A 21,223-nucleotide genomic window follows, 5' to 3' on the forward strand; every position below is an offset into this window, starting at 1 on the left:
GAGGTACTGGAATAATAATGAATCCTCCTGTATTTATTGTTTTAAGCACTGCATAGCTCTTAACTGAACCGTATTGTTTTATGGGCGGCGTCTAAGCCCACCACAAAATAAAATTCACTCTCTGTGGAACAGGCATCTTGCCTGTTCATAAAAAAGCTGCAAAATTAGGTTCGTTTCTATCCTTCTGTTTCTGTTTCTGTTTCCAATCCAACACCTTCATACAAAAGTGCGATCGGCAAATCAAACCCAATACTTGATAAAGTTACAATCTCTCCAGCAGTGTAAGAATAGTAAAGCCACATTCTCCCCTCTCCCCGACAGTAACGCTCAACAAAAATCTTTTGTGAATCAATCAAGATATACTCTTGCAAAGTCGGAATCTTCAGGTAACAAGTAAATTTTTCATCCCTATCTTTAGCACTTGTACTGGGTGAAAGAACTTCGACAATTATTTTAGGATTCTGAATGAATGTGCGGGAATTGAGGTCTTGAGGGTCGCAACTGACTATCACATCGGGGTAGTAGTAACGGCTTTGAGAACTGACTTGCAATTTTACGTCTGACACGTTGATTCGACAGCCTCTGGAACGCAGATGTGGGTACAAGTTCCTGTAAAAGTTGAGTGCAAGATCGTTATGAGGAATTGTACTGCCCGTCATGGCAAAAACTTCGCCGTTGACATATTCGTGGCGAATCTCTTGTTGAGCTTCCCATTCGAGATATTCCTCAACGGTCATTTTTTGGGGCGCTTCGGGAATGGATCTCATAACAAAATTTTTTGCAATGTTACTTTGATTCTAGCATTAGGGGTGGGACAAGGGTTGGAAGTTGCGATCGCCCCCACCAACAAACCCTGCCTTAAAAATCCCCTTCATCTACTTGGAATACCGTCAATCCCAAGCCTCTCCACATATCAACAACTTGCTGGCGATCGTCCAACACAAACTTAACATTATATTTCCCTTCAATATGTAGCCGATAGAACTCCTCTTTAATAATCGAATCCTTCCTCATATCTCCGGTTTTCCGCATATAAAGACTGGCATAATTAACCTCGTACTGCTGCAACCATTTTTCAGTTTGAGGCTGACAATCATCCGTCCGGCCCGACACTACAATGATATTAACGCTGGACTGCCACTTGCGAACGGTATCTAAAACTGGCTGATTGGGCAAATCGCGATCGCACGTAGAAGCATCAAAAGGATTTCTGCCATTGAGAAGTGCCAGCGTACCGTCCATATCGACAATAATTGCATCCGGCAAATCCGGGTTATATTCCGGCGGCGCAACGGGAACACGCACGTACTTATTGTACATCTTCATAATCACATCTTTGCCCACCGAATTAAGTCTTTTCAAATCCCGTTTAATACATTCCTCTACCGGAACTTGGAGAAAAGAATCATTAACTTCCACAACAGCTTTACCTTTAACCAACTCCTTAATATGCTCGATGTGAGGGCCAAAATTAGTATCATCAACAATGACGTGTTTGCCACTTTCCAAAGCCATCAAAATAATCGTATCTCTCAACTTCACAATAAACTTTTCATTCGCCGGCGACCAATGAGAAGCGTGAGCCATTTCTCTGAGCAAATCTTTATTGCTACGCACCCACTTTGCAGGTTCCGACAGCAGTAATTCCCTAGCAAATTGAGATTTTCCCGAAGCAGGTAAACCGACAAGTACAATAACTCTTTTCATGGCAATTGGTAATTGGTAATTGGGCATAGGGCATAGGGCATAGGGCATAGGGCATAGGGCATAGGGCATAGGGCATTGAGTATTGTTTAAATACTTACCTCTTCATTCCATCCGTTACATCCGTTACATCCGTTACATAATCCGTTGCCGAACTTCCCTCTTCCCTCTTCCTTCAACATCTGCCTCACGCTCGATCATTAATCCGTGTATCCGTGTTGTGCCTTCCTTCTTCTACAAACCTAAATGGATGTAATCTAAACCCAATAACTCTTCTATTTTATGAATAGTAACATCACGGAGAGCTTCTTTCACTCCCGCCACTCTTCGGGCCCGCAAAGAAAACAAAATCCCGGAATACGGCAAATGTTTCACAGCTAATGCAAAATCTTTCTGAACTTCGATATGTTCGTGCTGTCGGTAAGCTTCCTCGATTTCTTCAACCAAAGATTGATATTTGTCCTTAACTTTTTGATACAATCCACTCCACTCAGGAAAATAAGCTAAAAACTCTTCTCCTTCATTAGTTAAAACAATTTCTATCAGGCGGCGGGTCGAAAACCCTTCGCGCAGATGGGAAATCGCCACATATTGCGGAGACTTAACTTTAACTCTGTTGAAGTTAGCGTCACAGATAATATACCCTTCCGAATCCATCGGATCTAAATGTTGAGCCGCTTCAATAACTTCTTTCCAGCTAGTTAAAGGATAGGAAGCGACCAATTCCCAGCCGTATTTATTGGTCCAAAGACTTGGGTCTGTTTCTACCAGCGTTTGAGTGTTGCGAACCCCGTGCAACACGATTTGATTGTTTTGTTGCTGGACAACTATTCTATTGTAAGGCGTCATCAACTCAAATATAAAACACTGGTCGGTTTCTTGTGGCAATTGATATCCCAATTCTTGCCAGACTTTCCAAAAAAGTTCGGCAAAGCTGAACCCAAAACCATTAACTTCGCCGGCCGCGTCGGGAGTGCCGCTAGATTGTACCCTCCATTCTCCTTTGTAAAAATACAGTACAGTTAGAGAACCGTCTAGTTTTTGATAAACTTTGGCATTTCTCCAATCAATTGCAGCGGCGTGAATTTCTCCGTAATTAAAAAATTTGTCGTAGGGATAAGAAACTATCTGCCAATCTTGAGATGAATCTAAAATAATGCCTCGGCACTGCTGGACTATCTTTTCGCCTAGGGGAGATTCTATCTGCGAGTATTTCAGACAGACTAAATCGGGATATTGGCGGTGGCGGGTAACTTTGATATGATAAGTTTCGGACAAATTTTCCAATCCGTGCTGGCGCAAATACTCTTGCAGTTTCACAATCGACTCCTAAATTGCTCGCCTTCTATATATTATAGATGACTTCATATTCTGGCAACCTTGTCAAAATAGTCAAAAAACATTTCTCCCGGAAAAGCGAGTGTTAATTTGGTATTTTGAATTATGGTTGTACATAAGTGAATGCGGTTCGCCGCCCAACTAAACTCTTGGAATATTAAGGGAAAAAATCGTGAAGAAGAAATTATTACTTTTGGCTACTTCTGCTGGTGTATTAACTGCTTTAGTACCTCTATCGGTTGTTTTTGGATCTTCGCACTTGTCGCAGCGACAATCGGGAACAACACAAATTGCTCAAGGAGGCACTGCGTTTCCAGTACATGAAGTTTTGCGAAAGTTAAAAGGCAAAACGCAAGTGCCTATTTTTATTCCCAGCAAGGTTCCGGTTTCGCAAAAAATGTACTATCCAACTACAGCACAAGCAAACAGCTATAGTATTTCAATCGAGTATAAACCCGATTGCGGCGGTACGACTGTTTGCACTTTTGGGTCAATTCAAGGTCAAAAAGGCGGGGAGTTTACTACAAAACTAGAAGGGGTAACTAAGACGTTAAAAAATGTCAAGCTTGCGGGCGGAGTGAAAGGAGTTTTTCATAACGGTTGCGGCGCTTACTGCACAGCAACTCTTGAGTGGAAAACTCAGGGTTTTATGTATACTGTAGCCATTAAGAACGGACGAGAATCTGATTTAATTTTAATAGGAAATTCTGCTATTCAAGCTGGGAAGCGTTAAGTTTGGCAGTCGGGGAGGCACAACTTCTATATGTAGGGTGCGTAAGGGCGCACCTTACCGTTATTGTATGATATATCTTAACTCGCACTCGCCCCTTACAAGATGCTATATTTTTTTTCGCTTACCTACTTCGGGGGAAATCAGGATGAGGGGAAGATGGCTATTTACAGCGATTTTTGCTTGTGTGGTGACTGCTTTTACGATTCCCTTCGGGATAGCTTCGCTTCACGCACCTTTGACACCAAACTCAGCGTTAGCAAGGACTGAACTCCCGATTACAGAAATCCGCTGGTTTAATTATTCCCCTGAAGATAGGTGGCAACCGATACAATTTATTGTGCCCGATCGCAACACTGCAAAATCTGCCGGCAGCCGCAAGTTGCGGTTGTACGATGTTCATATTGCCAAGATGTTTGAGATTTCTCATTTTCTGTGCGATCGCGATCGCGGTTCTGAGGGTTACAATTGGTCTTATCAAGCGGAAAATGGCAGTATTGAGATGGGACGCTTCAAAATTAGCTGCAATCTCGCCCGTTCCATAGCCACAGCTTACGGCTTAGGAAAACCCGAAATTACAGTGATTCGCCGCAACTTCAACCTGACAAACGGTCGCCCTTCTTTTGCGCTAGAAAAATACTCTATTCCCACTTTTAACATTGCTAAAAATAGAGTTGTGCAGTGGAGGGATTTTGTGCAAAAGTTGCCCCCCATCCCCGATCAGTCAGCAAACCAAGCTAACAGTATTTTTCCTGCGAGTAACATTTCTAGGCAAATCAAAGGCAAAACGCGAGTGCCTGTTTTTCTGCCGAGCATACTTCCTTTATCTAACACTCAGCAAGTTGATTTTGATGTGCAAGCGGGAGCCCACGGTTACATTGTGGGAATGTATTTAGGCAAAGGATGCCGCGCCGGAGCCTGTTATTTCGGCACCATAGAAGCTAAAAGAAATGAACCGTTTTCGCCTCCTTCGCAATTGCCGCAGGATACTTACAGAAGCGTTGAATTGGCGGGCGGATTCAGAGGGATTTATTTCAATAATTGCGGTGCTTACTGCACTGCTTTTGTTGAGTGGCAAAGGCTGGGGGTGCTGTACCGAGTCACAAGGAAAAACGCAAGGCAGCAAGAAGTTGTCCAGATAGCAAATTCTGCACTTCAAGCAGGGCAACGTTAGAGGATGTTTTAAAAGCGTCGTTTTACCTCATAGTGGGCACAAAGAAACATCTAAGTAGGGGCCCAAACCTTGATTTATCGTCTCAGCTAAGCCCAATCAGAAGGGCTAAATTATACCTTCGCCGACTTTTAAAACATCCTCTTAAATTTTGGTTAGAAATGGAAAAGGTACGCGCCAGCGAAGCTATCTTCCCGCAGGGGTTCCCGAAGGATAGGGAATCGCCCTTTTTCGCATTAAATATCCTGTTGCTGTACACTTAAAAAGTACCTAAAAAACTAATGAGATGCCTGCGATTAGCGTTGAAGAAGCCAAGCAGAGTCTGCAAGCCATCTTGGAAAAGGTGGCCAAAGGAGAAGAAGTGACGATCGTACACGAAGGTAAAGTAGTAGCTCGCGTAGTCCCGCCGCTCACGAAGGAGCAGCGGTTAGCTGAACTCAAGAGATTCCGAGACTCTATTCAAGTAAAGGGTGAACCCCTGAGTGCAACAGTCATTAGGCTGCGACAGGAGGAACGCTATTGATTTACTTGGATACTAGCGTAATTGCTCCCAATTACTGGCCAGAACGTCTCAGCGAAGCATCTCAGCAGTTACTGAGGACTGAGACTGAACGAGGGTTGAGCCAGCTAGTTGAGGTAGAATTTTTTTCCGCACTGTCTCGCAGAGTGCGAATGAGAGAAATTTCTCAGGAAAGGGCAAGACAAATAGCAAGACAGTTTCAGGCAGACTTGGACAATGATTTTTATACTCGCATCCAGTTAGAGCCTATTCATTACAATTTAGCTCGCGATTGGATTAGCCGTTTTGAAGTACCGTTGCGTACCTTAGAGGATGTTTTAAAAGCGTCGTTTTACCTCATAGTGGGCACAAAGAAACATCTAAGTAGGGGCCCAAACCTTGATTTATCGTCTCAGCTAAGCCCAATCAGAAGGGCTAAATTATACCTTCGCCGACTTTTAAAACATCCTCTTAGATGCACTGCATTTAGCAGTAGCAAGTTCTAATCAGTTGCTGTTGGTGACTGGCGATGAAGCTTTGGCTGGCAGTGCTCGGACTTTAGGAATTGAAGTTCAGTTATTAATTGCCGTAGCTGAGGGCTAAAAGTTTGATCGACCTTTAGTCAACGAAGCTGCTAAAAATAAATCCCATCGCCCTTTTCCCCTCACAACTACATTTCTCTCCCCAAATCTCGCAACCTTTGAGCTAATTCTTTCTCGCTGCAGCTAAGCTAACTCCTCATGTCAACCAGGTTCCTCCGGCTCGACCCTAGGTAAATCTTACATCGCTGGCAGCCTTTGCTTCGGAATCTCGATCGCCCCCATGCCAGCGACGCCCAATGCTGGATGGGAAACATCATCAAGACTCACTGCTACTGGCAGTCATACCATTTTCGACTTGAGATTTTAGATTTTAGATTGGCAATGGCTTATTATGTAAAGGTTTGGAGCTTGCCTACCGTTGCATCCTTTTTTCACACAGGCGGTCAAAACCTGGTATTTCTATTTTATCGCCCGAATTATCCCAACCAGCAATTAAAGTCCCCACCTGCGGTACGCTAGATCAGGTGAATATATTGGCTGATTTCAAGCTATCCTCCGATCGATCTTATGTCCCCAACCACATCTGCCCCTTCCCGAACCGTTCGCATCGGTTCCCGCAAAAGCCAACTCGCTCTCGTGCAAACCCACTGGGTGCAAGAACAGCTACAGAAACACTTCCCGGAACACACTTTTGAAGTCCACACCATGTCCACCCAAGGGGACATAATTCTTGATGTCGCCCTCGCTAAAATTGGCGATAAAGGACTTTTCACCAAAGAATTAGAAACGGGGATGATTAACAATGAAACGGACTTTGCCGTTCATTCCCTCAAAGATTTGCCTACCAATTTGCCCGAAGGTTTAATTTTAGGATGCGTCACTGAACGGGAAAATCCCGCTGACGCCTTGGTAGTTCACTCCAAGCACAAAGACAAGCAACTCGACACCCTCCCAAAAGGTGCAGTAATCGGCACTTCTTCCCTGCGGCGCCTAGCTCAACTGCGGCACCATTTCCCTCATTTTGAATTTAAAGATATTCGCGGCAATCTCAATACTAGACTCGCTAAATTAGATGAGGGCGGTTATGACGCGATTATTTTAGCAGTTGCCGGCCTCGAAAGATTGGGAATGGGCGATCGCATCCACCAAATTATCCCTGCTGATATCTCCCTTCACGCCGTCGGACAAGGTGCTTTGGGCATCGAATGCCGCGCTGGAGATACAGAAATCATGGCCCTGATTAAAGCTCTCGAACACTCGGAAACGGCCCAAAGATGTTATGCAGAACGCGCATTTCTGCGGGAATTAGAAGGTGGCTGTCAAGTGCCGATCGGCGTCAATACCAAAATAGAAAACGGTCAATTAACCTTAACCGGAATGGTATCGAGTCTCGACGGCCAGCGATTCGTCAAAGATAGCGTTTCCGGCGCCGCCGAGACTGCTGAAATGATCGGAATTGACCTCGCTCACCGCTTGCGCAAACAGGGAGCTAGTGAAATTTTGGAGGAAATATTTGTCCAAGTTCAGCGCGGTTCCTAAAGGCGATCGGCATCTCTTTGTCAAGGCTTTTAGACGCGATATATCGCCTTTGGTAAAATAAAAATAACAGGCGGTTTGCTTTGGCAAAACAGGTAGAGTAGCAGTCTGATTGTAGATTTTTGATGGGATTTTAAGTAGGACTTGCGCGATAGATTTCAAAAATATCTGACTAATTTAGGACGCTCCGCACGGGTGTTAAGCAACCCGGTTTCTGATGTAAGTCTCGCTGTATAGCCCAAGATTTATGGTAAAAACCGGTTTTTTTTCGTGAGTCCTATAATTCTTAACATCCCCATCCACAATCTACAATCAAACATCGAAAATTAATCAGCAATTTATTTCAGGTAAAAGCCAAATATGAGCGCTAGAGAAATTCAATTAAAGCTGGAATTGAAAAAGGTTCAGCAACTCTATAGCAAAATGCAGGCAGACCAACAAGCTTTGCAGAAGCAATTGAAAGAGTTCAAAACTCAAGCCGGAAGTTTTTCGGATGTAGTCGAGCAAGTCTTGCCGTCCTTAGTTTCAATTTACGTCATGGATTGGGATACAGAAGAAGAGATTTCTTCAGGAAGCGGGTTCTTTGTATCGCCGGACATAATTGTAACGAACTATCACGTTGTAGAAGACATTGCCGATCAAGATTACTTCTATGAAGAAGATGAAATCGAACAGGTTTTAGTCGAAACTAACGATGGAAAATTGAGATTGGCAGAGGTGGTATTTACTGGTAATGCCGAAGAAGATTTAGCCTTACTCTTAATTAGCGATTTTACCTTCGACCCGAACACAGGGGAACAAGTGGACTCTCCCCAAGAATATCCTCCCCTAGAGTTGTCTTTTGATGTGAAAGTGGGAGATAGAGTAATTGCCGTCGGCAATCCTTTGGGGCAGTTTGCTTCAACTGTAACTCAAGGTATTGTGAGTGCAATTCGCGAACCCGAGGAATATGAAGAAGGCGAGGAAGAAGATGATGTTGGTGAGGTGAAGGTGTTGCAAACTGATGCGGCGATTAATCCTGGAAATTCCGGCGGCCCACTGATTAATATGGCCGGTCAAGTGGTTGGGGTGAACACGTGGGGATGGGAAGATGCTGATAATATTAATTTGGCGATCGCCTCGGAAGCTTTGGATGATTTTCTAGCGGGATTTGAGGAGACCTTTGAGGACAATTCTCAGAATTAGTCAGGAGTTATCCCTAATATGTCATTCGGGCGATCGCCCTTTTTATGAGAGGGGATGGAAAAGGCGATCGCTATTTCCTTAATTACATACTGAATTACATTACTGATGCCTTTGCCTTCAGTTTTACTAATGCGTAAAAAATCTCAAACAGCATACCATTTTTTATGTTTACCGTTATTCAGAAAGTGACATATAAATTTGATTAGAACGTGAAAATTGTCGCGGGAGGGGAGTCCCGGCGATCGCTATTTTTTTCACCGCACAGCGACGCAGATGGAAAAAGGGCGATCGCCTTCTTGAGTAAACTGCGATCGCTACAGCAACTGAGATTTATACTTGTTTTTGGCAGGCGCGTTAATATTGTGCCGCTCGCCCTTTAAACTTAATCTAGACTAACAATCTCAAGGAACACAAAAAAATAATGCGTATTTTATTTGTATCCGCCGAAGCAGCACCCCTCGCCAAAGTGGGCGGTATGGGCGATGTCGTCGGCGCTTTGCCGAAATTTCTGCGGCGCATGGGCCACGATGTCCGCATCTTCATGCCCTACTACGGTTTCGTTCCCGACAAAATGGATGTTCCCAAAAAACCTGTTTGGGAGGGGGCGGCCATGTTCCAAAGCTTCTCGGTGTTTGAAACTGTTTTGCCGGGAACCGATGTACCTTTATACTTAATGCAACATCCATCTTTCTTGCCGCGCCGCGTTTACGGCGGTTTAGATGAAGATTGGAGGTTCACTTTCTTTGCCAATGCTGCGGCTGAATTTGCCTGGAATCATTGGAAGCCCCAAATTATCCACTGTCACGACTGGCATACGGGGATGATACCTGTTTGGATGAGCCAAGACCCAGATATCAGCACAGTTTTTACTATTCACAATTTAGCTTATCAAGGGCCGTGGCGCTGGCGTTTGGAGCAGATGACTTGGTGTCCTTGGTATATGCAAGGTCACAATACAATGGCTGCCGCAGTACAGTTTGCCGATCGAGTAAATACAGTTTCACCGACTTACGCCGAGCAAATCAAAACGCCAGCTTATGGGGAAACTTTGGAAGGTTTGCTCTCTTACCTCGGCGGTAAAGTATCGGGCATTTTGAATGGAATTGATACAGAATCTTACAATCCAGCAACTGACAAGTACCTCCATCAACAATTTAGTGCTGATACTATTGAAAAGCGCCCCGCTAATAAAATTGCGCTGCAAGAAGAAGTCGGTTTGGAAGTAAATAAAAATGCCTTTTTGATCGGCATGGTGACAAGGCTGGTAGAACAGAAGGGATTGGATTTGATAATTCAAATGCTCGATCTGTTCATGGCCTATACCGATGCTCAATTTATTGTACTCGGAACGGGCGATCGCTACTACGAAACCCAACTCTGGCAAATGACAGCCCGCTATCCCGGTAGGATGTCCACCCAACTACTTTACAACGAGGCCCTCTCCCGGCGCGTTTACGCAGGCTGCGACAGCTTCCTGATGCCCAGCCGTTTCGAGCCCTGCGGCATCAGCCAAATGCTCGCCCTCCGCTACGGGTGCGTGCCAATGGTTCGCCGCACCGGCGGTTTAGTCGATACCGTTTCCCACAACAACCCGATCGACAATACCGGTACAGGTTACTGTTTCGATCGCTACGAACCCCTCGACTTGTTCACCTGCATGATCAGAACTTGGGAAGGTTTCCGCTACAAAGATAAGTGGAGAGAACTGCAACAGCGCGGCATGAGAGAAGATTTTAGCTGGGATATTTCGGCCCGGAAATACGTCAACTTGTACAGCGATATTTTGGGACTGCCGCCGGAAGAAACCGCACCGGCACCAGAGGCAGAATTGATCGTTGGTAAGGGTTAATTTTAGTAAGGTGCGTCAGTCGGTGTTTGATTCAACTGAATCGAAGGGCTGGCTGACGCACCCTACAGCTTAGTAAGGTGCATCAGTCAATCGATTTTAGATTTTACATTGAAGCATTGACCCCACGGATGAGTCCGGTGGCTTGTATCCTGGATGCTTTCAGTCGGTTTTTGATTCAATTTAATCGATCAACTGACTACTGACTACTGATTACTGACTACTGACTACTGACTACTGAACAATTAATCAACAAATAAATCGAGAGGTAAATGACCGTAAGTTCCACTAACTCCATCTTCTGAGGAAGATTGACAAGAAATCAAAACGCCCCGGTAAGTTCCGGGATAGCCGTCAACATAATACGACCCCTTCAAAGTATTGAACTTAATATAAACCGAACCAGCAAAAGTCGAGACAGCATTGGGATCTAAAACAGTTTGATATCCCAAAGCTTTTAAATAAGCTTCTAAAGCTAAAAACCCCTCATCCGTCGAAGAAGCGCACACTCCCAACATTTGATAATCCGACAAACTTGCTACCAGCAAAATCGCTTGACGGAGTGCCTTTTTTTCCAGCGGCGATGCTACAGATTGCATATCCCGACAAGTGAAATCTTTGAGGATTTGCTGTGCTTCTTCAACAGTTAGGGTAGTGGGGTTGTGAGTAGACATGAATTGCTCTGATATTTCCCAAAATTATGATCGACACTAAGGTACTCGTTAACGAATTTCTGCCATTACAACCCTCGATCGACGGCGGTAACACTTGCACAAGTCCTGATTATAGCCCATTGTGTGCTCTGGCAATCAATTCGGGCGATCGTCTTCGAGGGCTTCGCCAACGCCCGTATCGCACAAAAAAGCTAGTAGTTTTGACGGATGTTTTCAAGTTTAGATCAGTCCGCGTTTTTTCAGCTTTGCTAGCGCATCTTCGGCCGCATTTTTCTCAGCATCTTTTTTGCTTTTGCCTTTACCTTCTCCATAGAGTTTCTCTGCGACATAAACTTTAGCGAGAAATTCCGGCTTGTGGGGTGTGCCTCCTGCTTGGACTGTCACATATTTGGGGGGAGTCGTGTCACCATTGGCTTGTACCCATTCTTGAAAGCGATTTTTCGAGTCTACAGTTGATCGAGTTTCGACCACATTTTCGGGAACAGAATCAAACATTTGCCACACAAACTGGCTAACTTTGTCCATATCTTGTGTATCGAGATAGTAAGCGCCAATAAATGCTTCAAAAGTGCTGCTGAGCAAATTTGGATTAGTAATCCCACCTTCTCGATAAGCTCCTTTTCCCAGCCGCATTTTTAAGTCTAAACCTATTTCAGTAGCAAATCTAGCTAATTGTTTTTCATCTACTAATGCAGAACGCCGACGAGTCAGTTGGTCTTCTCCCATTTCTGGATGACGCTGATAGAGATATTCGCCGCTGAGAAAAGTCAGCAAAGCATCGCCGAGAAATTCTAAGCGTTCGTTGTCTTCTTCGCGGAATGTGGGGTTTTCGTTGACGTAGGAACGGTGGGTGAGCGCTTGGCGCAGCAGTTTTTCATGGTGGAATTCGGGAATGGTTATTTCTATCTCTTGTGTTGCATTAATTAATGGCATAGAAGTTTTGTAATGGTTATTATTTTTGGATTTGGGTGTTATTAGGTGAACATGAAATAGTCGCAGATGGCGCTTGGTTTGGAGAATCTAGTTTATCAAATAAACTGGATTTTTGCTATCTGCGGCTAGGTGAATTTTAACAGATGTCTGGGTGTTCTACTATTAGTCTGTTAGTCCGCCATTCCGCCAGGGTTTTTAACCCCTGGCTCATAGCTAAAGTCCTCTGAAGAGGACTGAAGATGGTGTTTTTTTTACTGTATGTCAGTCGGTTTTAAGCGACTTTAGCTATTAGACAGGGAATTCATTCCCTGGCGGGCTGTGTTGCTTCAAGCAGATAATTTATCTGCTTCTATTACAAACAATTGCTGATCCTGAAATCGGATTTTTCCATCCTTGACAGCAGTCTCAACAAACTCGCTAAAGCGTGAAAAAGTTTTCCCCTGATGTTTGACAGAAGTTACTCCCTGATACTTGGGAAAAAGCTGACACATTAGGCTGTTAATGAAACCTAATCCTGCGCGCTTCCCTTTACTTAATGCTGTTTTGACAGCTTCAATTAAATACTCAACTGCCTCACTGTAAGTGAGTTGACACTGAATATTTTCTATCTGCTGCTGAGTCTTGGACGCTACCAAGCTAGGCAATTCATCCAGAAAGTGGAAGTCACTACCCACAAGTTCTTTCAGCCTTTGTTTGATCTGACCTTGATCAGCAAAGACTATAACTTTTTTGTCCAATTTTTGCAGGTTGCGAACCAATTTGATAAAGTCCCGATCTCCTGATAAAAGGATAACTGTATCGGGAGACTGATTGCTGTCAATATCCTCAAGACAGTCAGCTATCAATTGATTATCTGCACTATTTTTTAGAGGACAGGGAACATCGATACATTTAAAACCAACGTTTTGTAGCTTGTCTTTTGCAGAGACTTGATCGGGACAGAGTGAATTGTAGTAGACTTTTGCGTCAATTAAGCTTCCCTGAAATTTGGCAAATTCTAGCAATAGACTACCTAGATGTTTAATAGAGTTTGCATTCTGAAGATCGACGTAAATAGAAACTAAAGCCTGAGACTGCTTGGTTTGTTTGCCAATTGCTGAATGATTTTTCTTCATTGTTATGTGTCCTAAAACTAGGTTTGCAGGACAGCATCAATAAATTAAGCATCTAACCAAAGAAGTATTGTTTTTGAGTTTGCTCAAGAGGGACATTTCCCATTTAACAAAACTCTTGACTTACACACTATTAATTTAGTGTGTACTTGCTTGGTTAGCGTCTCAGCGATAGGATATGCAGATTTCGGACAGGCGTCCTAAAAACCCGTTGATATAGAAATTCAAACAAATGTCGTGCCAACTGACCTATTTATTCCAGTTGAAACGACATTAACTTGAATGTCTATATCAACGGGGCTTTAGGACGCTTACCCGAAATCTGCACATCCTACCGCTGAGACGACTTAACCAACACTCTTTGCTTTTGAATGCGGGTGTCTATCTGAGCTGTATTGTTTTGATACTGGCACTTTAACTCTTAGATGTCAAGGGGTAATCTAATTTAATTTTTTGAGTTTATCTGACACAAATACCCCTGCTAATCTCTACTTGCACAAGAATTACACAAAAACGCTAGATATAGCGTAAATAGTCCGTCATTCTCTGCTAATTCACGCTAGATTAGTGGCTTATCTCCGGCATTTGAACAGTAAATGTAAAAATATGTTGCAAACTTTGTACTGCTGTGTTAAGTTTAGTTACATAAGGTTGAAATTAAACGAGGTTTCTGGTCATGGAAAACAAAGACGCAAAAGTTGGCTTCACTGAGTTTGCTGAAACCTGGAACGGCCGTTTGGCAATGTTGGGCTTCGTTATCGGTCTAGCTACCGAATTCCTCACCGGTCAAGGCATTCTCTCTCAAATCGGTTTGATGTAATCAGCTTAACTGCACAATAGCTGAAATTCAGGCGATTAACCCCATAATAAGTGCAAAAGCCCCCCCGCTAATAAGTCCCCTTCACTTCACACGGAGGGGGCTTTTGCATTTTTTATCCAAAAATCCCACAGATAGCACAAACAAAAATCTTTTCCGTCTCAATATTTATCGCGAGACTAACTCCAGCAAACTAAGCAATTTCTGCAGAATCCAAAATCCTCAATTTAGGAGTCAAAGTCGCCATCTTCACCAAACCGTCGCGTTTGTGACTCCGCGTGCTGTTACCTAAAATCATCTCCGCCAGATCGGGCATTTCCTGCCAGCAGTGCGAGCAGAACCAATAAACGCGATTGTGGCGAGCGTGGCGGAGCAATTTAGAGGAGCAACAAGGGCAACTATTCATGATATTTTAAACCTTTTTTGAAGATATGGAGCGATAACCCAATCATTAGAGAGATTCACGAAGGCCTGCACATCTCAATTCCAGGCACAAAAATAAAAAATCTCTTTCACTCACAGCTTTGAGCGTCGCGCAAGTAGCACTTTTGGAGGCCCAACAGTAACACCACAATCAAAAGCTGAACGCTCCAAGGAGCCCAAGAGAAACCCCAAATAAAACAACCCAGCCCGGCCCAAGCCACAAGAACAAAAATATCTTGAGAGGTTTGCCAATAAACCCAGACTGCTGCCAGAGAAACTATTAGTAGCAAAATGTAAGCTGAGGGCATAGTCGTGTTCTCCCAATGTGTCTGCCAACAGTCAGGAGCGATCCCTGACGTTCTGCTTAAACATAAAACTAAAACCTGAAGAACTTATGAAGACGAGTGAGTTGTTACAAAAAGTAAAATAATCCTGCCAGCTTATATTTTCCCGATAAATCAGTAGGAATACTGAGCTCATGGTTGAGGCCGAATCAGGTTAAATGAACGCACTACCAATAGGGATTTAGGCATCCCTAATTGGTATCAATTTCACCCCAAGACCGACAGGGTTGAAACTGATACCGGACTGAGGTTTTGAGTCTTAAGCTGACAGGACGAAAGGTACGGGGCCTAAATCGCTACATATATCCTGTCCAATCGCCCCGATTCTATCTAAGGAACCATACCAAAGAAACCAAGTTTTTTTAACTCTCTTTGCCTGCAAAACTACTGCTTGAAAAGCTGCACAATTCAAGGCGCGCGATCGATCTATTCTTGCTCCCAGCCCAAAGCCTCAGCGACCTGAGCCGCCAAAAACATCGGTTCAAAAGGCTTAGCAATCACGCTCACCACCCCCAAATCAGCGAACATCCGCCTGTCCCCAGCCAGAGCCTTAGCTGTCAATAAAATTACCGGAATGTGCTGCGTAGCCTTATTAGCTTGTAACTGTAGAAAAGTAGTAGGCCCGTCTTGGTCGGGCATCATCACGTCCAATAGAATAGCATCAGGCTGTTCGGCAAGAGCCTTAGCAACCCCCTCGCGGCCCGAACTCGCTGTCAGGACTTCCCAGCCCCCCACCAGTTCAAGACTGACTTGAGCTACTTCCCGAATATCTTCCGCATCGTCAATAACCAAGATGCGCTTGGCAGTCAAAATTAACATTTTTTTAGAAATGAGAACTGATCACAGATTAGAGGCGAAATGTGAATATTTTGTAAAGCAAATTATTTTAGCCGATCAGACTTTACAGTAAATTTTCAAAACTGTATAGCAGATGTTGAAGAAAGAAGGAACAAGGAAGACCGAAGTTGCCATCGAGCGGCAGGATTTCAACTAAGAACATCCTAACCGTCTGGCGCGGTTGCTGTAAAATATCCCACCCAAAAAAGCCGCTTTTCCACCTCAAATCGCGCTTTTTGCCTGCTGTCCCCAAACTCCAGAAAAGGCTGAGATTGTTTGTCGATGACTCGATCGAACAATCTGCACAAAATCAGTAACTTTGGGTACACCTGGGTAGTAATTAACTTTCAGTTGCCAGCCCCTCCCTGAGAAGTGGCAGACTTAAGAAAAAACTGCTGCCCTCCCCCACAACACTCTCCACCCACATCCGCCCCCCGTGCTGCTGCACAATACTGCGACAAATAGCCAGCCCCAAACCAGTACCTCCCTTCTGGCGAGAATCTGAAGCATCAACTTGTTGAAAGCGTTCAAAGACCATCTCCAGTTTGTCTGGCGGAATACCCCGCCCTTGGTCTTTCACAGCAATCACGATGTACCACGAGCTCGTCCCTGGCAAGTGCGGAGGCGCGGCGGCAGGCTCAGGAGACAACAAAGACGGAGACGACACCGACTTGTGGGCTGCTTTTTCTGCCAAATCCGGATTGTGGGTCAACTCCCCGCTCAGCCAAACCGTAGCGCCGGAGGGAGAAAATTTTATAGCATTACTGAGTAAATTTGTCAAGGCTTGAATTAGCCGATCGGGAACAGCTTGCAATTGCGCCCCTACAGGCTTCACCGACAGAGTAATTCCCGCCTGCTGAGCCATTCCTTGCATCTCGTCAGCCGCCTGCAACATCAGCTCAGCCACATTGCAAGTTTGTTTGACGGCAGTGCTGTAACTCGACTCCATCCGTTCTAAATCTAGGATGTCGTTGACCAAGCGCACCAAACGGTCAGTGTTAGTGACAGCAATCTCCAGCATCCGCTTAGCTTTCTGGGGGTAAGCGTCCAGCAGGCCGCTGTTGAGGAGGCCCAGGGCGCCGTGAATTGAGGTCATGGGTGTCCGCAGTTCGTGGCTGACAACAGAGATGAATTCATCTTTCATGCGCTCGACGGCAAGCCGATCGGTGATATCTTTAAAAGTCACCACAGCTCCAATAATTTCGCCTTCTTCTCGCATCGGAGCGACAACGTACTCAACCGGAAAACTGCTGCCGTCTCGCCGCCAAAAAATCTCATCGGTGACGCGCCGCGCCTCTCCGTCTTCCAAGGTGGCTAAAATTTGAGAACTTACCCGGTTCGGCAGCAGTTTGCCCGCCTGCGGTGCGGCGCAGTGTGGGACAAGTTCCGACCCTGAATTGATGTCTGTTGCAGGTGACAGTTGCTTGATCGCCCTTGAGCATTCTTCCTGTGCACGGTGTAAGCTTTCATAGAGTGGTCGATCGATCAATTGCTTCGATTCGCACCCAGCCATTCTCACCGCCGCAGGATTGACAAAAGTTACTTTTCCCTCTTTGTTCAATCCGCAAATTCCTTCTCCTGCCGAGAACAAAATCATTTCTGTTTGGTGGCGGAGTTGTTCAAAGGCTTTTTCGACTCGCTTGCTGTCGCTTATGTCGCGAGAGATTGTCGAAACGCCCGTTACCGCTCCAGTCGCGTCTTTAATCGGAGAAATCGTCAGGGACACATCTATCTGTTGACCGTCTTTCCGCAAGTGTACGGTTTCGTAATGGTCTATGCTGGCTCCAGCCCTAATATTTTCCAGAATTTGGGGCATTTCCTTGGGGCGTTCGGGTATGGCTAAAATCTCGATCGACTGGCCCTTGATTTCCGCAGCACAGTAGCCGTAAATCTTCTCAGCTCCTGAGTTCCAGCTCTGAATTGTCCCGGCGAGGGTTTTGCCGACGATGCCGTCGTCGGAAGACTCGACAATCGACGCCAAGCGCACGAGTTCGTCTCTAGTTTGCTTGTGTTCGGTAATGTCGCGACCCAAAATCACTATAGTTTTGCGTCTGCCGTCGGGGTGAAATACGGGTACTTTAATCACGTCGTAGATTTTCACAGTACCGTTTGAGCGGAGAATCACTTCTTCTCCCCTAGAAAGCTCACCTTTTTCCCACGCTTCTCTATCGGTCACCTCGCACGCCTGTAGTGCCTCGCGGTAAAAACTGCTGAGTTCTCCTAGTTGAGAATCTTTGAGGCCGCGGTAGTCTATTTTTTCTAGGTCGAACACTTCCAAAATCGCTTGATTTGCCTCCAGCCACCTGCCCTCGCCATCTTTGAAGCAGACAATATCTGGCATGGCATTGATCAGCGAGTTGAGATAGGAGTTTTCTCGCAGTGCCGTTTCTACCTCCGCCCGCTTGGCGATTTCCCGTTGCAGGTTTTCGTTTGCCTTTTGCAACGAGTCCTTTAACAAACTTTCTGTAAAAGTCTGTTCTTTAATTACTTCCTGAAGTCTGTGGAGTTCTAACGACTGCCACCTGCGGGCCAACAAATTCTCTACCCGCAAATGCAGTTGGGTGAGTTCGACGGGACTTACTATCAAATCGTCTATTCTGGGTTCGAGTTGTTTTGCCTGCTGCGAAAATGGCTGCTCAGCAATAGCAGGCGTTTGGGATTGACTAACAAGCAAGAACGGTAAAAAAATCGGCTCGGCGGCAGTTTTTAATAATTCTACCAGCGGCCGGATGCGATCAAAATTTGCCTCGTCGAGAATGCACAAGTCGAAAGCGATTTGGGGAATGGGAAAGTCGGAGTTGGGATTTAAAGCGCGATCGAGTACAATCACCTCATGCTCGGTGTTGAGGTGGGCGATCGGCAAATTAAGTTGTTGGTGGCGATCGACCAAGAGTAAAATGCGGCTCATTAGTTTGTTAATTTCCCCATGACTAATGATATGATGTCCGGTAAATTAACCATTATATTATGTTGTGTAGTCAAGAATTAAGTCCTCTTTTTTATGAGGAATGAAGCCCTCCCTACCAACAAATTTTATAGCCTTAGATCGACCGGACGTGATCGGAATTATCAAGGCATTAGGTAGCCAGAGTAGAATCCCCAATTTAATAAAATTTGATAAGCATTTAATTGTTTGTTGGTTCAAAAAATGACTAATGACTAATGACTAATTCAGGGGGCGGGTTTATATTTATTTGGGTTGTCAGTTCTATGAAAGCTGGTGAAACCCGCCCCTACCGACTAATGACTAATGACTGATGACTAAGGGCTTTTTACGGCATTCCGATCTGAATAAAAGCATCTTCCGGCATACAGCTAGAATAAGTCGCCCCTTCCGATAAAACCGCAATCAGCCTCACCTGCCAGTCGGGCATAATCTGCAAATCTGCCCAGGGCACTGCTACCTCCAAACATTTATCCACTCCCACTTGGGCGCGGCTAATGCGGGGCTGCCACTCATCGCCCTCTTCTGCTTCCTGAAACCAAATCGATTTTGTCAGCAAATTAATCTCTAACTGATGGTGGTATCTATAGTTTAGCGGTGCTTCGTCAGGCAAACCCGACAGCGGAATCAAACTGTTGTGCATGGTGCGATCGGGATAAAACCAGAACAAATTTAACTGCTGCGGGCAATCAATTCCCGGCCGCACCCCTACCTTGAAGTCGGCACGAATGTAAAAATTCAAGTGGTCAACCCCGTACCAAAGCCGCTGAATTGCCGAGCTCCGGTGCATCGTACCTCTTGCTCCCCCAACTTCAATCCGGCCGGCTTTGTCCCAATCCTGTTCGTTGCCGATACCGTCAATCACCGGGTGAATAAAGCTCAGCGGCAGGTGGTCGCCTTGAACCTCGTGCACCTCTACTTGTCGCCGCACTTCCGGGGGTACGGGCTCGCCGAGAGCTTCGTAAATTCCCGCTACGTGTTCCCGAAATAGCTGGTCGAACATGGCATCTTGGTTCGATGTGTGGCCTTCGCCAAACCACCAGAACCAGTCGGAACCTTCGGCAGCGTAAAGCGCTTCCCAAGCTTCTGGGTTGGTTTCTTCTGTGGCCTCTGGATGGTTTGCCAGCATTTGTCTGGCGGGCCCTAATATGTCCCAAGCGCGATTTTTCGCGGGATCGCCGATCCAAGTTGTGAGGGAGCCGTCCACCCAGGAACCGGTGTGCAGTTGGGCTGCGGGAATTGTTTCGGTTGCTGGGAATTTGTCGAGAAATTCCGAGACTGTGACTAATTTGATATCTGGATTGTCGCTGAGAGTTTGATAGAGGGATTCTAAGAACGGTTTGCCGTCTTGGGGATAGAATTCCCAGCAATTTTCGCCGTCTAGGGCGATCGTAACTAACCAGGGATTTTCTAAAGCTGTTTGACCGTCGGGTTGTCGGTGTTTGAGAGTTCTGCCGATCGCTTCTAAGTGTCCCACTAAATCTGATGCTGCTTTTTCCGGCTCCATCGAACCGTAGGTAAACCCGATCAAGTCGGACAATCTGTGGTCTCTAAATACTATAGCTAAATCACCGTCAGGAGTTTCTAAACGGTAAGGGCGATATAAGAATTCTGGTTCGTAGACATTCCCTGTCGCGTCGCGGTTGAAAAAGTGTTTAATTGTCCACCCCAATACTGCTTCGTCCGAGACTATCCATTTAAAGCCTTGTTTGGCAATGTAGGGCAAAATTTCCGGGCTGACTGCTTGTTCCGACGGCCACAAACCGCGCGGTTGGCAATCAAACCGATCTTCATACATTTCCCAGGCTTTTCTCAGGTGTCGGGGAATATCTTCTTCCCACTGAAACCTGTGTTGTGGCAGCGTCATGTTTGGAATAGCTATGCGGCCGCCATTAGTGTCGGCAAGCAGCGGTAAAATCGGGTGCGTGTAGGGGGTTGTGGAGACTTCCAACTGTCCCTCAGCTTGCATTTTACGGTGCTGGGGAATGATGCGAGCGAGGATTTCTTTTTGTTTTGAGTAGATGTTTTTTCGGTCTACCAAACTAAAATTTTGTCCTTGTTTCAGCCACCCTGCAATATCGGGGTCGTCCCAAAACAGCGGGTCAATCCAAGCTAAGTTGTGCCACGCCAGCAAGTCGCTAAAATCCTGCAATTTCCAGTTGGCCAAACACCACTGAATGCCTTTTTCCTGCCGCTGAGTGTAGAGTTGAGCGTAGCGGGGGTGTGGCTGAATTAGAGTGTGGTAATTGGCGTCAAAGAAGTGTTCTAAAATGAACTCTTGTTCTTCGATATTTAAAGTTTCTGCTGGCTTTAATGTCACCGCCAAGTAAGGGTCTAATGCTCTGTCTGCGATGCAGTCTTCTATCTGCAAAATCAAGGATGGAACCAAGTTTACGGTTTGATGCAGGTTGGGATATTTTGCCAGCATTAGCACTAAATCCAAGTAGTCTTTGACTCCATGCAAACGCACCCAAGGCAGTCGGTACTGAGCTGCTCCTGCGCTAGCTGATACTCTGGATTTGTAGAGCGGTTGGTGTTGGTGCCAAATGAAGGCTACATAAAGGGGGTGAGACATTGAATTTAGTAAT

21 protein-coding genes are annotated in these 21,223 nt (G+C 45.3%); 9 read left to right on the top strand and 12 right to left on the bottom strand.

The window, feature by feature from the left end:
* Positions 1 to 176: 176 nt before the first annotated feature.
* From QUA57_RS22580 to QUA57_RS22590, 3 genes are all read right to left on the bottom strand, one after another.
* Positions 177 to 767: a Uma2 family endonuclease gene (locus tag QUA57_RS22580; RefSeq protein WP_333063730.1), complete on the bottom strand. Its 591-nt coding sequence runs from the start codon at positions 765 to 767 to the stop codon at positions 177 to 179.
* 91 nt (positions 768 to 858) lie between these two features.
* Entirely contained in the window at positions 859 to 1,707 is an 849-nt protein-coding gene (locus tag QUA57_RS22585; protein ID WP_333063729.1) for a phosphatase domain-containing protein, read from the bottom strand.
* 231 nt (positions 1,708 to 1,938) lie between these two features.
* Complete coding sequence (locus tag QUA57_RS22590) at positions 1,939 to 3,024, bottom strand: RNA ligase (protein ID WP_333063726.1); 1,086 nt, start codon at positions 3,022 to 3,024, stop codon at positions 1,939 to 1,941.
* A 190-nt stretch (positions 3,025 to 3,214) separates the two neighbouring features.
* On the opposite strand from QUA57_RS22590, the gene QUA57_RS22595 reads away from it, so the two are divergent.
* From QUA57_RS22595 to glgA, 8 genes are all read left to right on the top strand, one after another.
* Positions 3,215 to 3,775 carry a hypothetical protein gene (locus QUA57_RS22595; protein WP_333063725.1) on the top strand — a complete coding sequence of 187 codons (561 nt, stop codon included), beginning with the start codon at positions 3,215 to 3,217 and terminating at the stop codon, positions 3,773 to 3,775.
* A gap of 145 nt (positions 3,776 to 3,920) precedes the next feature.
* A complete protein-coding gene (locus QUA57_RS22600; RefSeq protein WP_333063724.1) occupies positions 3,921 to 4,946 on the top strand; it encodes a hypothetical protein in 1,026 nt (341 codons plus the stop codon).
* Between the two features lie 283 nt (positions 4,947 to 5,229).
* Positions 5,230 to 5,466 (top strand): type II toxin-antitoxin system prevent-host-death family antitoxin, encoded by a 237-nt coding sequence (locus tag QUA57_RS22605; RefSeq protein WP_333063723.1) that lies wholly within the window; start codon positions 5,230 to 5,232, stop codon positions 5,464 to 5,466.
* A gap of 773 nt (positions 5,467 to 6,239) precedes the next feature.
* On the top strand, positions 6,240 to 6,503 hold the full coding sequence (locus tag QUA57_RS22610; protein WP_333063722.1) for a hypothetical protein: 264 nt from the start codon (positions 6,240 to 6,242) through the stop codon (positions 6,501 to 6,503).
* A gap of 48 nt (positions 6,504 to 6,551) precedes the next feature.
* Positions 6,552 to 7,523 carry a hydroxymethylbilane synthase gene (gene hemC, locus QUA57_RS22615; protein WP_333063721.1) on the top strand — a complete coding sequence of 324 codons (972 nt, stop codon included), beginning with the start codon at positions 6,552 to 6,554 and terminating at the stop codon, positions 7,521 to 7,523.
* A 357-nt stretch (positions 7,524 to 7,880) separates the two neighbouring features.
* Positions 7,881 to 8,705: a S1C family serine protease gene (locus QUA57_RS22620; RefSeq protein ID WP_333063720.1), complete on the top strand. Its 825-nt coding sequence runs from the start codon at positions 7,881 to 7,883 to the stop codon at positions 8,703 to 8,705.
* A gap of 209 nt (positions 8,706 to 8,914) precedes the next feature.
* Positions 8,915 to 9,085 carry a hypothetical protein gene (locus QUA57_RS22625; RefSeq protein WP_333038722.1) on the top strand — a complete coding sequence of 57 codons (171 nt, stop codon included), beginning with the start codon at positions 8,915 to 8,917 and terminating at the stop codon, positions 9,083 to 9,085.
* A 41-nt stretch (positions 9,086 to 9,126) separates the two neighbouring features.
* On the top strand, positions 9,127 to 10,554 hold the full coding sequence (gene glgA, locus QUA57_RS22630; protein WP_333063719.1) for a glycogen synthase GlgA: 1,428 nt from the start codon (positions 9,127 to 9,129) through the stop codon (positions 10,552 to 10,554).
* 242 nt (positions 10,555 to 10,796) lie between these two features.
* Here the strand turns inward: glgA and QUA57_RS22635 are convergent, their stop codons facing one another.
* From QUA57_RS22635 to QUA57_RS22645, 3 genes are all read right to left on the bottom strand, one after another.
* Positions 10,797 to 11,225 carry a DUF1824 family protein gene (locus QUA57_RS22635; protein WP_333063718.1) on the bottom strand — a complete coding sequence of 143 codons (429 nt, stop codon included), beginning with the start codon at positions 11,223 to 11,225 and terminating at the stop codon, positions 10,797 to 10,799.
* Between the two features lie 219 nt (positions 11,226 to 11,444).
* Positions 11,445 to 12,158: a ribonuclease III gene (gene rnc / locus QUA57_RS22640; protein ID WP_333063717.1), complete on the bottom strand. Its 714-nt coding sequence runs from the start codon at positions 12,156 to 12,158 to the stop codon at positions 11,445 to 11,447.
* A 326-nt stretch (positions 12,159 to 12,484) separates the two neighbouring features.
* Positions 12,485 to 13,273, bottom strand: a complete 789-nt coding sequence (locus tag QUA57_RS22645; protein ID WP_333063715.1) for an NYN domain-containing protein — start codon at positions 13,271 to 13,273, stop codon at positions 12,485 to 12,487.
* A gap of 673 nt (positions 13,274 to 13,946) precedes the next feature.
* Here QUA57_RS22645 and QUA57_RS22650 point away from each other — a divergent pair.
* Positions 13,947 to 14,090 carry a chlorophyll a/b-binding protein gene (locus tag QUA57_RS22650; protein WP_015176459.1) on the top strand — a complete coding sequence of 48 codons (144 nt, stop codon included), beginning with the start codon at positions 13,947 to 13,949 and terminating at the stop codon, positions 14,088 to 14,090.
* Positions 14,091 to 14,280: 190 nt separating this feature from the next.
* On the opposite strand, the gene QUA57_RS22655 is transcribed toward QUA57_RS22650, so the two are convergent.
* The 6 genes from QUA57_RS22655 to QUA57_RS22680 form a co-directional block, all read right to left on the bottom strand.
* Positions 14,281 to 14,493, bottom strand: a complete 213-nt coding sequence (locus QUA57_RS22655) for a hypothetical protein (protein WP_333063714.1) — start codon at positions 14,491 to 14,493, stop codon at positions 14,281 to 14,283.
* Between the two features lie 106 nt (positions 14,494 to 14,599).
* On the bottom strand, positions 14,600 to 14,818 hold the full coding sequence (locus tag QUA57_RS22660) for a hypothetical protein (protein ID WP_190655558.1): 219 nt from the start codon (positions 14,816 to 14,818) through the stop codon (positions 14,600 to 14,602).
* A gap of 462 nt (positions 14,819 to 15,280) precedes the next feature.
* Positions 15,281 to 15,673, bottom strand: a complete 393-nt coding sequence (locus QUA57_RS22665; RefSeq protein ID WP_190655560.1) for a response regulator — start codon at positions 15,671 to 15,673, stop codon at positions 15,281 to 15,283.
* A gap of 182 nt (positions 15,674 to 15,855) precedes the next feature.
* The gene (locus QUA57_RS22670; protein ID WP_333063713.1) at positions 15,856 to 16,020 is read right to left on the bottom strand and encodes a hypothetical protein; all 165 of its coding nucleotides are present in this window, start codon (positions 16,018 to 16,020) and stop codon (positions 15,856 to 15,858) included.
* Positions 16,021 to 16,031: 11 nt separating this feature from the next.
* Positions 16,032 to 18,599, bottom strand: coding sequence for a PAS domain S-box protein (locus tag QUA57_RS22675; RefSeq protein WP_333063712.1), 2,568 nt, complete (start codon positions 18,597 to 18,599; stop codon positions 16,032 to 16,034).
* A gap of 364 nt (positions 18,600 to 18,963) precedes the next feature.
* On the bottom strand, positions 18,964 to 21,210 hold the full coding sequence (locus tag QUA57_RS22680; RefSeq protein WP_333063710.1) for a glycoside hydrolase: 2,247 nt from the start codon (positions 21,208 to 21,210) through the stop codon (positions 18,964 to 18,966).
* Positions 21,211 to 21,223: the final 13 nt, after the last annotated feature.

This window comes from Microcoleus sp. Pol7_B2 (assembly GCF_036701035.1).
Classification (GTDB): Bacteria; Cyanobacteriota; Cyanobacteriia; order Cyanobacteriales; family Microcoleaceae; genus Microcoleus.

Coding starts and splice junctions, on each gene's coding strand:
- rnc (WP_333063717.1), bottom strand. CDS start 12,158: ATGCCATTAATTAATGCAACACAAGAGATAGAAATAACCATTCCCGAA.
- QUA57_RS22600 (WP_333063724.1), top strand. CDS start 3,921: ATGAGGGGAAGATGGCTATTTACAGCGATTTTTGCTTGTGTGGTGACT.
- QUA57_RS22655 (WP_333063714.1), bottom strand. CDS start 14,493: ATGAATAGTTGCCCTTGTTGCTCCTCTAAATTGCTCCGCCACGCTCGC.
- QUA57_RS22660 (WP_190655558.1), bottom strand. CDS start 14,818: ATGCCCTCAGCTTACATTTTGCTACTAATAGTTTCTCTGGCAGCAGTC.
- QUA57_RS22620 (WP_333063720.1), top strand. CDS start 7,881: ATGAGCGCTAGAGAAATTCAATTAAAGCTGGAATTGAAAAAGGTTCAG.
- hemC (WP_333063721.1), top strand. CDS start 6,552: ATGTCCCCAACCACATCTGCCCCTTCCCGAACCGTTCGCATCGGTTCC.
- glgA (WP_333063719.1), top strand. CDS start 9,127: ATGCGTATTTTATTTGTATCCGCCGAAGCAGCACCCCTCGCCAAAGTG.
- QUA57_RS22675 (WP_333063712.1), bottom strand. CDS start 18,599: ATGAGCCGCATTTTACTCTTGGTCGATCGCCACCAACAACTTAATTTG.
- QUA57_RS22680 (WP_333063710.1), bottom strand. CDS start 21,210: ATGTCTCACCCCCTTTATGTAGCCTTCATTTGGCACCAACACCAACCG.
- QUA57_RS22645 (WP_333063715.1), bottom strand. CDS start 13,273: ATGAAGAAAAATCATTCAGCAATTGGCAAACAAACCAAGCAGTCTCAG.
- QUA57_RS22650 (WP_015176459.1), top strand. CDS start 13,947: ATGGAAAACAAAGACGCAAAAGTTGGCTTCACTGAGTTTGCTGAAACC.
- QUA57_RS22635 (WP_333063718.1), bottom strand. CDS start 11,225: ATGTCTACTCACAACCCCACTACCCTAACTGTTGAAGAAGCACAGCAA.
- QUA57_RS22665 (WP_190655560.1), bottom strand. CDS start 15,673: ATGTTAATTTTGACTGCCAAGCGCATCTTGGTTATTGACGATGCGGAA.
- QUA57_RS22605 (WP_333063723.1), top strand. CDS start 5,230: ATGCCTGCGATTAGCGTTGAAGAAGCCAAGCAGAGTCTGCAAGCCATC.
- QUA57_RS22580 (WP_333063730.1), bottom strand. CDS start 767: ATGAGATCCATTCCCGAAGCGCCCCAAAAAATGACCGTTGAGGAATAT.
- QUA57_RS22585 (WP_333063729.1), bottom strand. CDS start 1,707: ATGAAAAGAGTTATTGTACTTGTCGGTTTACCTGCTTCGGGAAAATCT.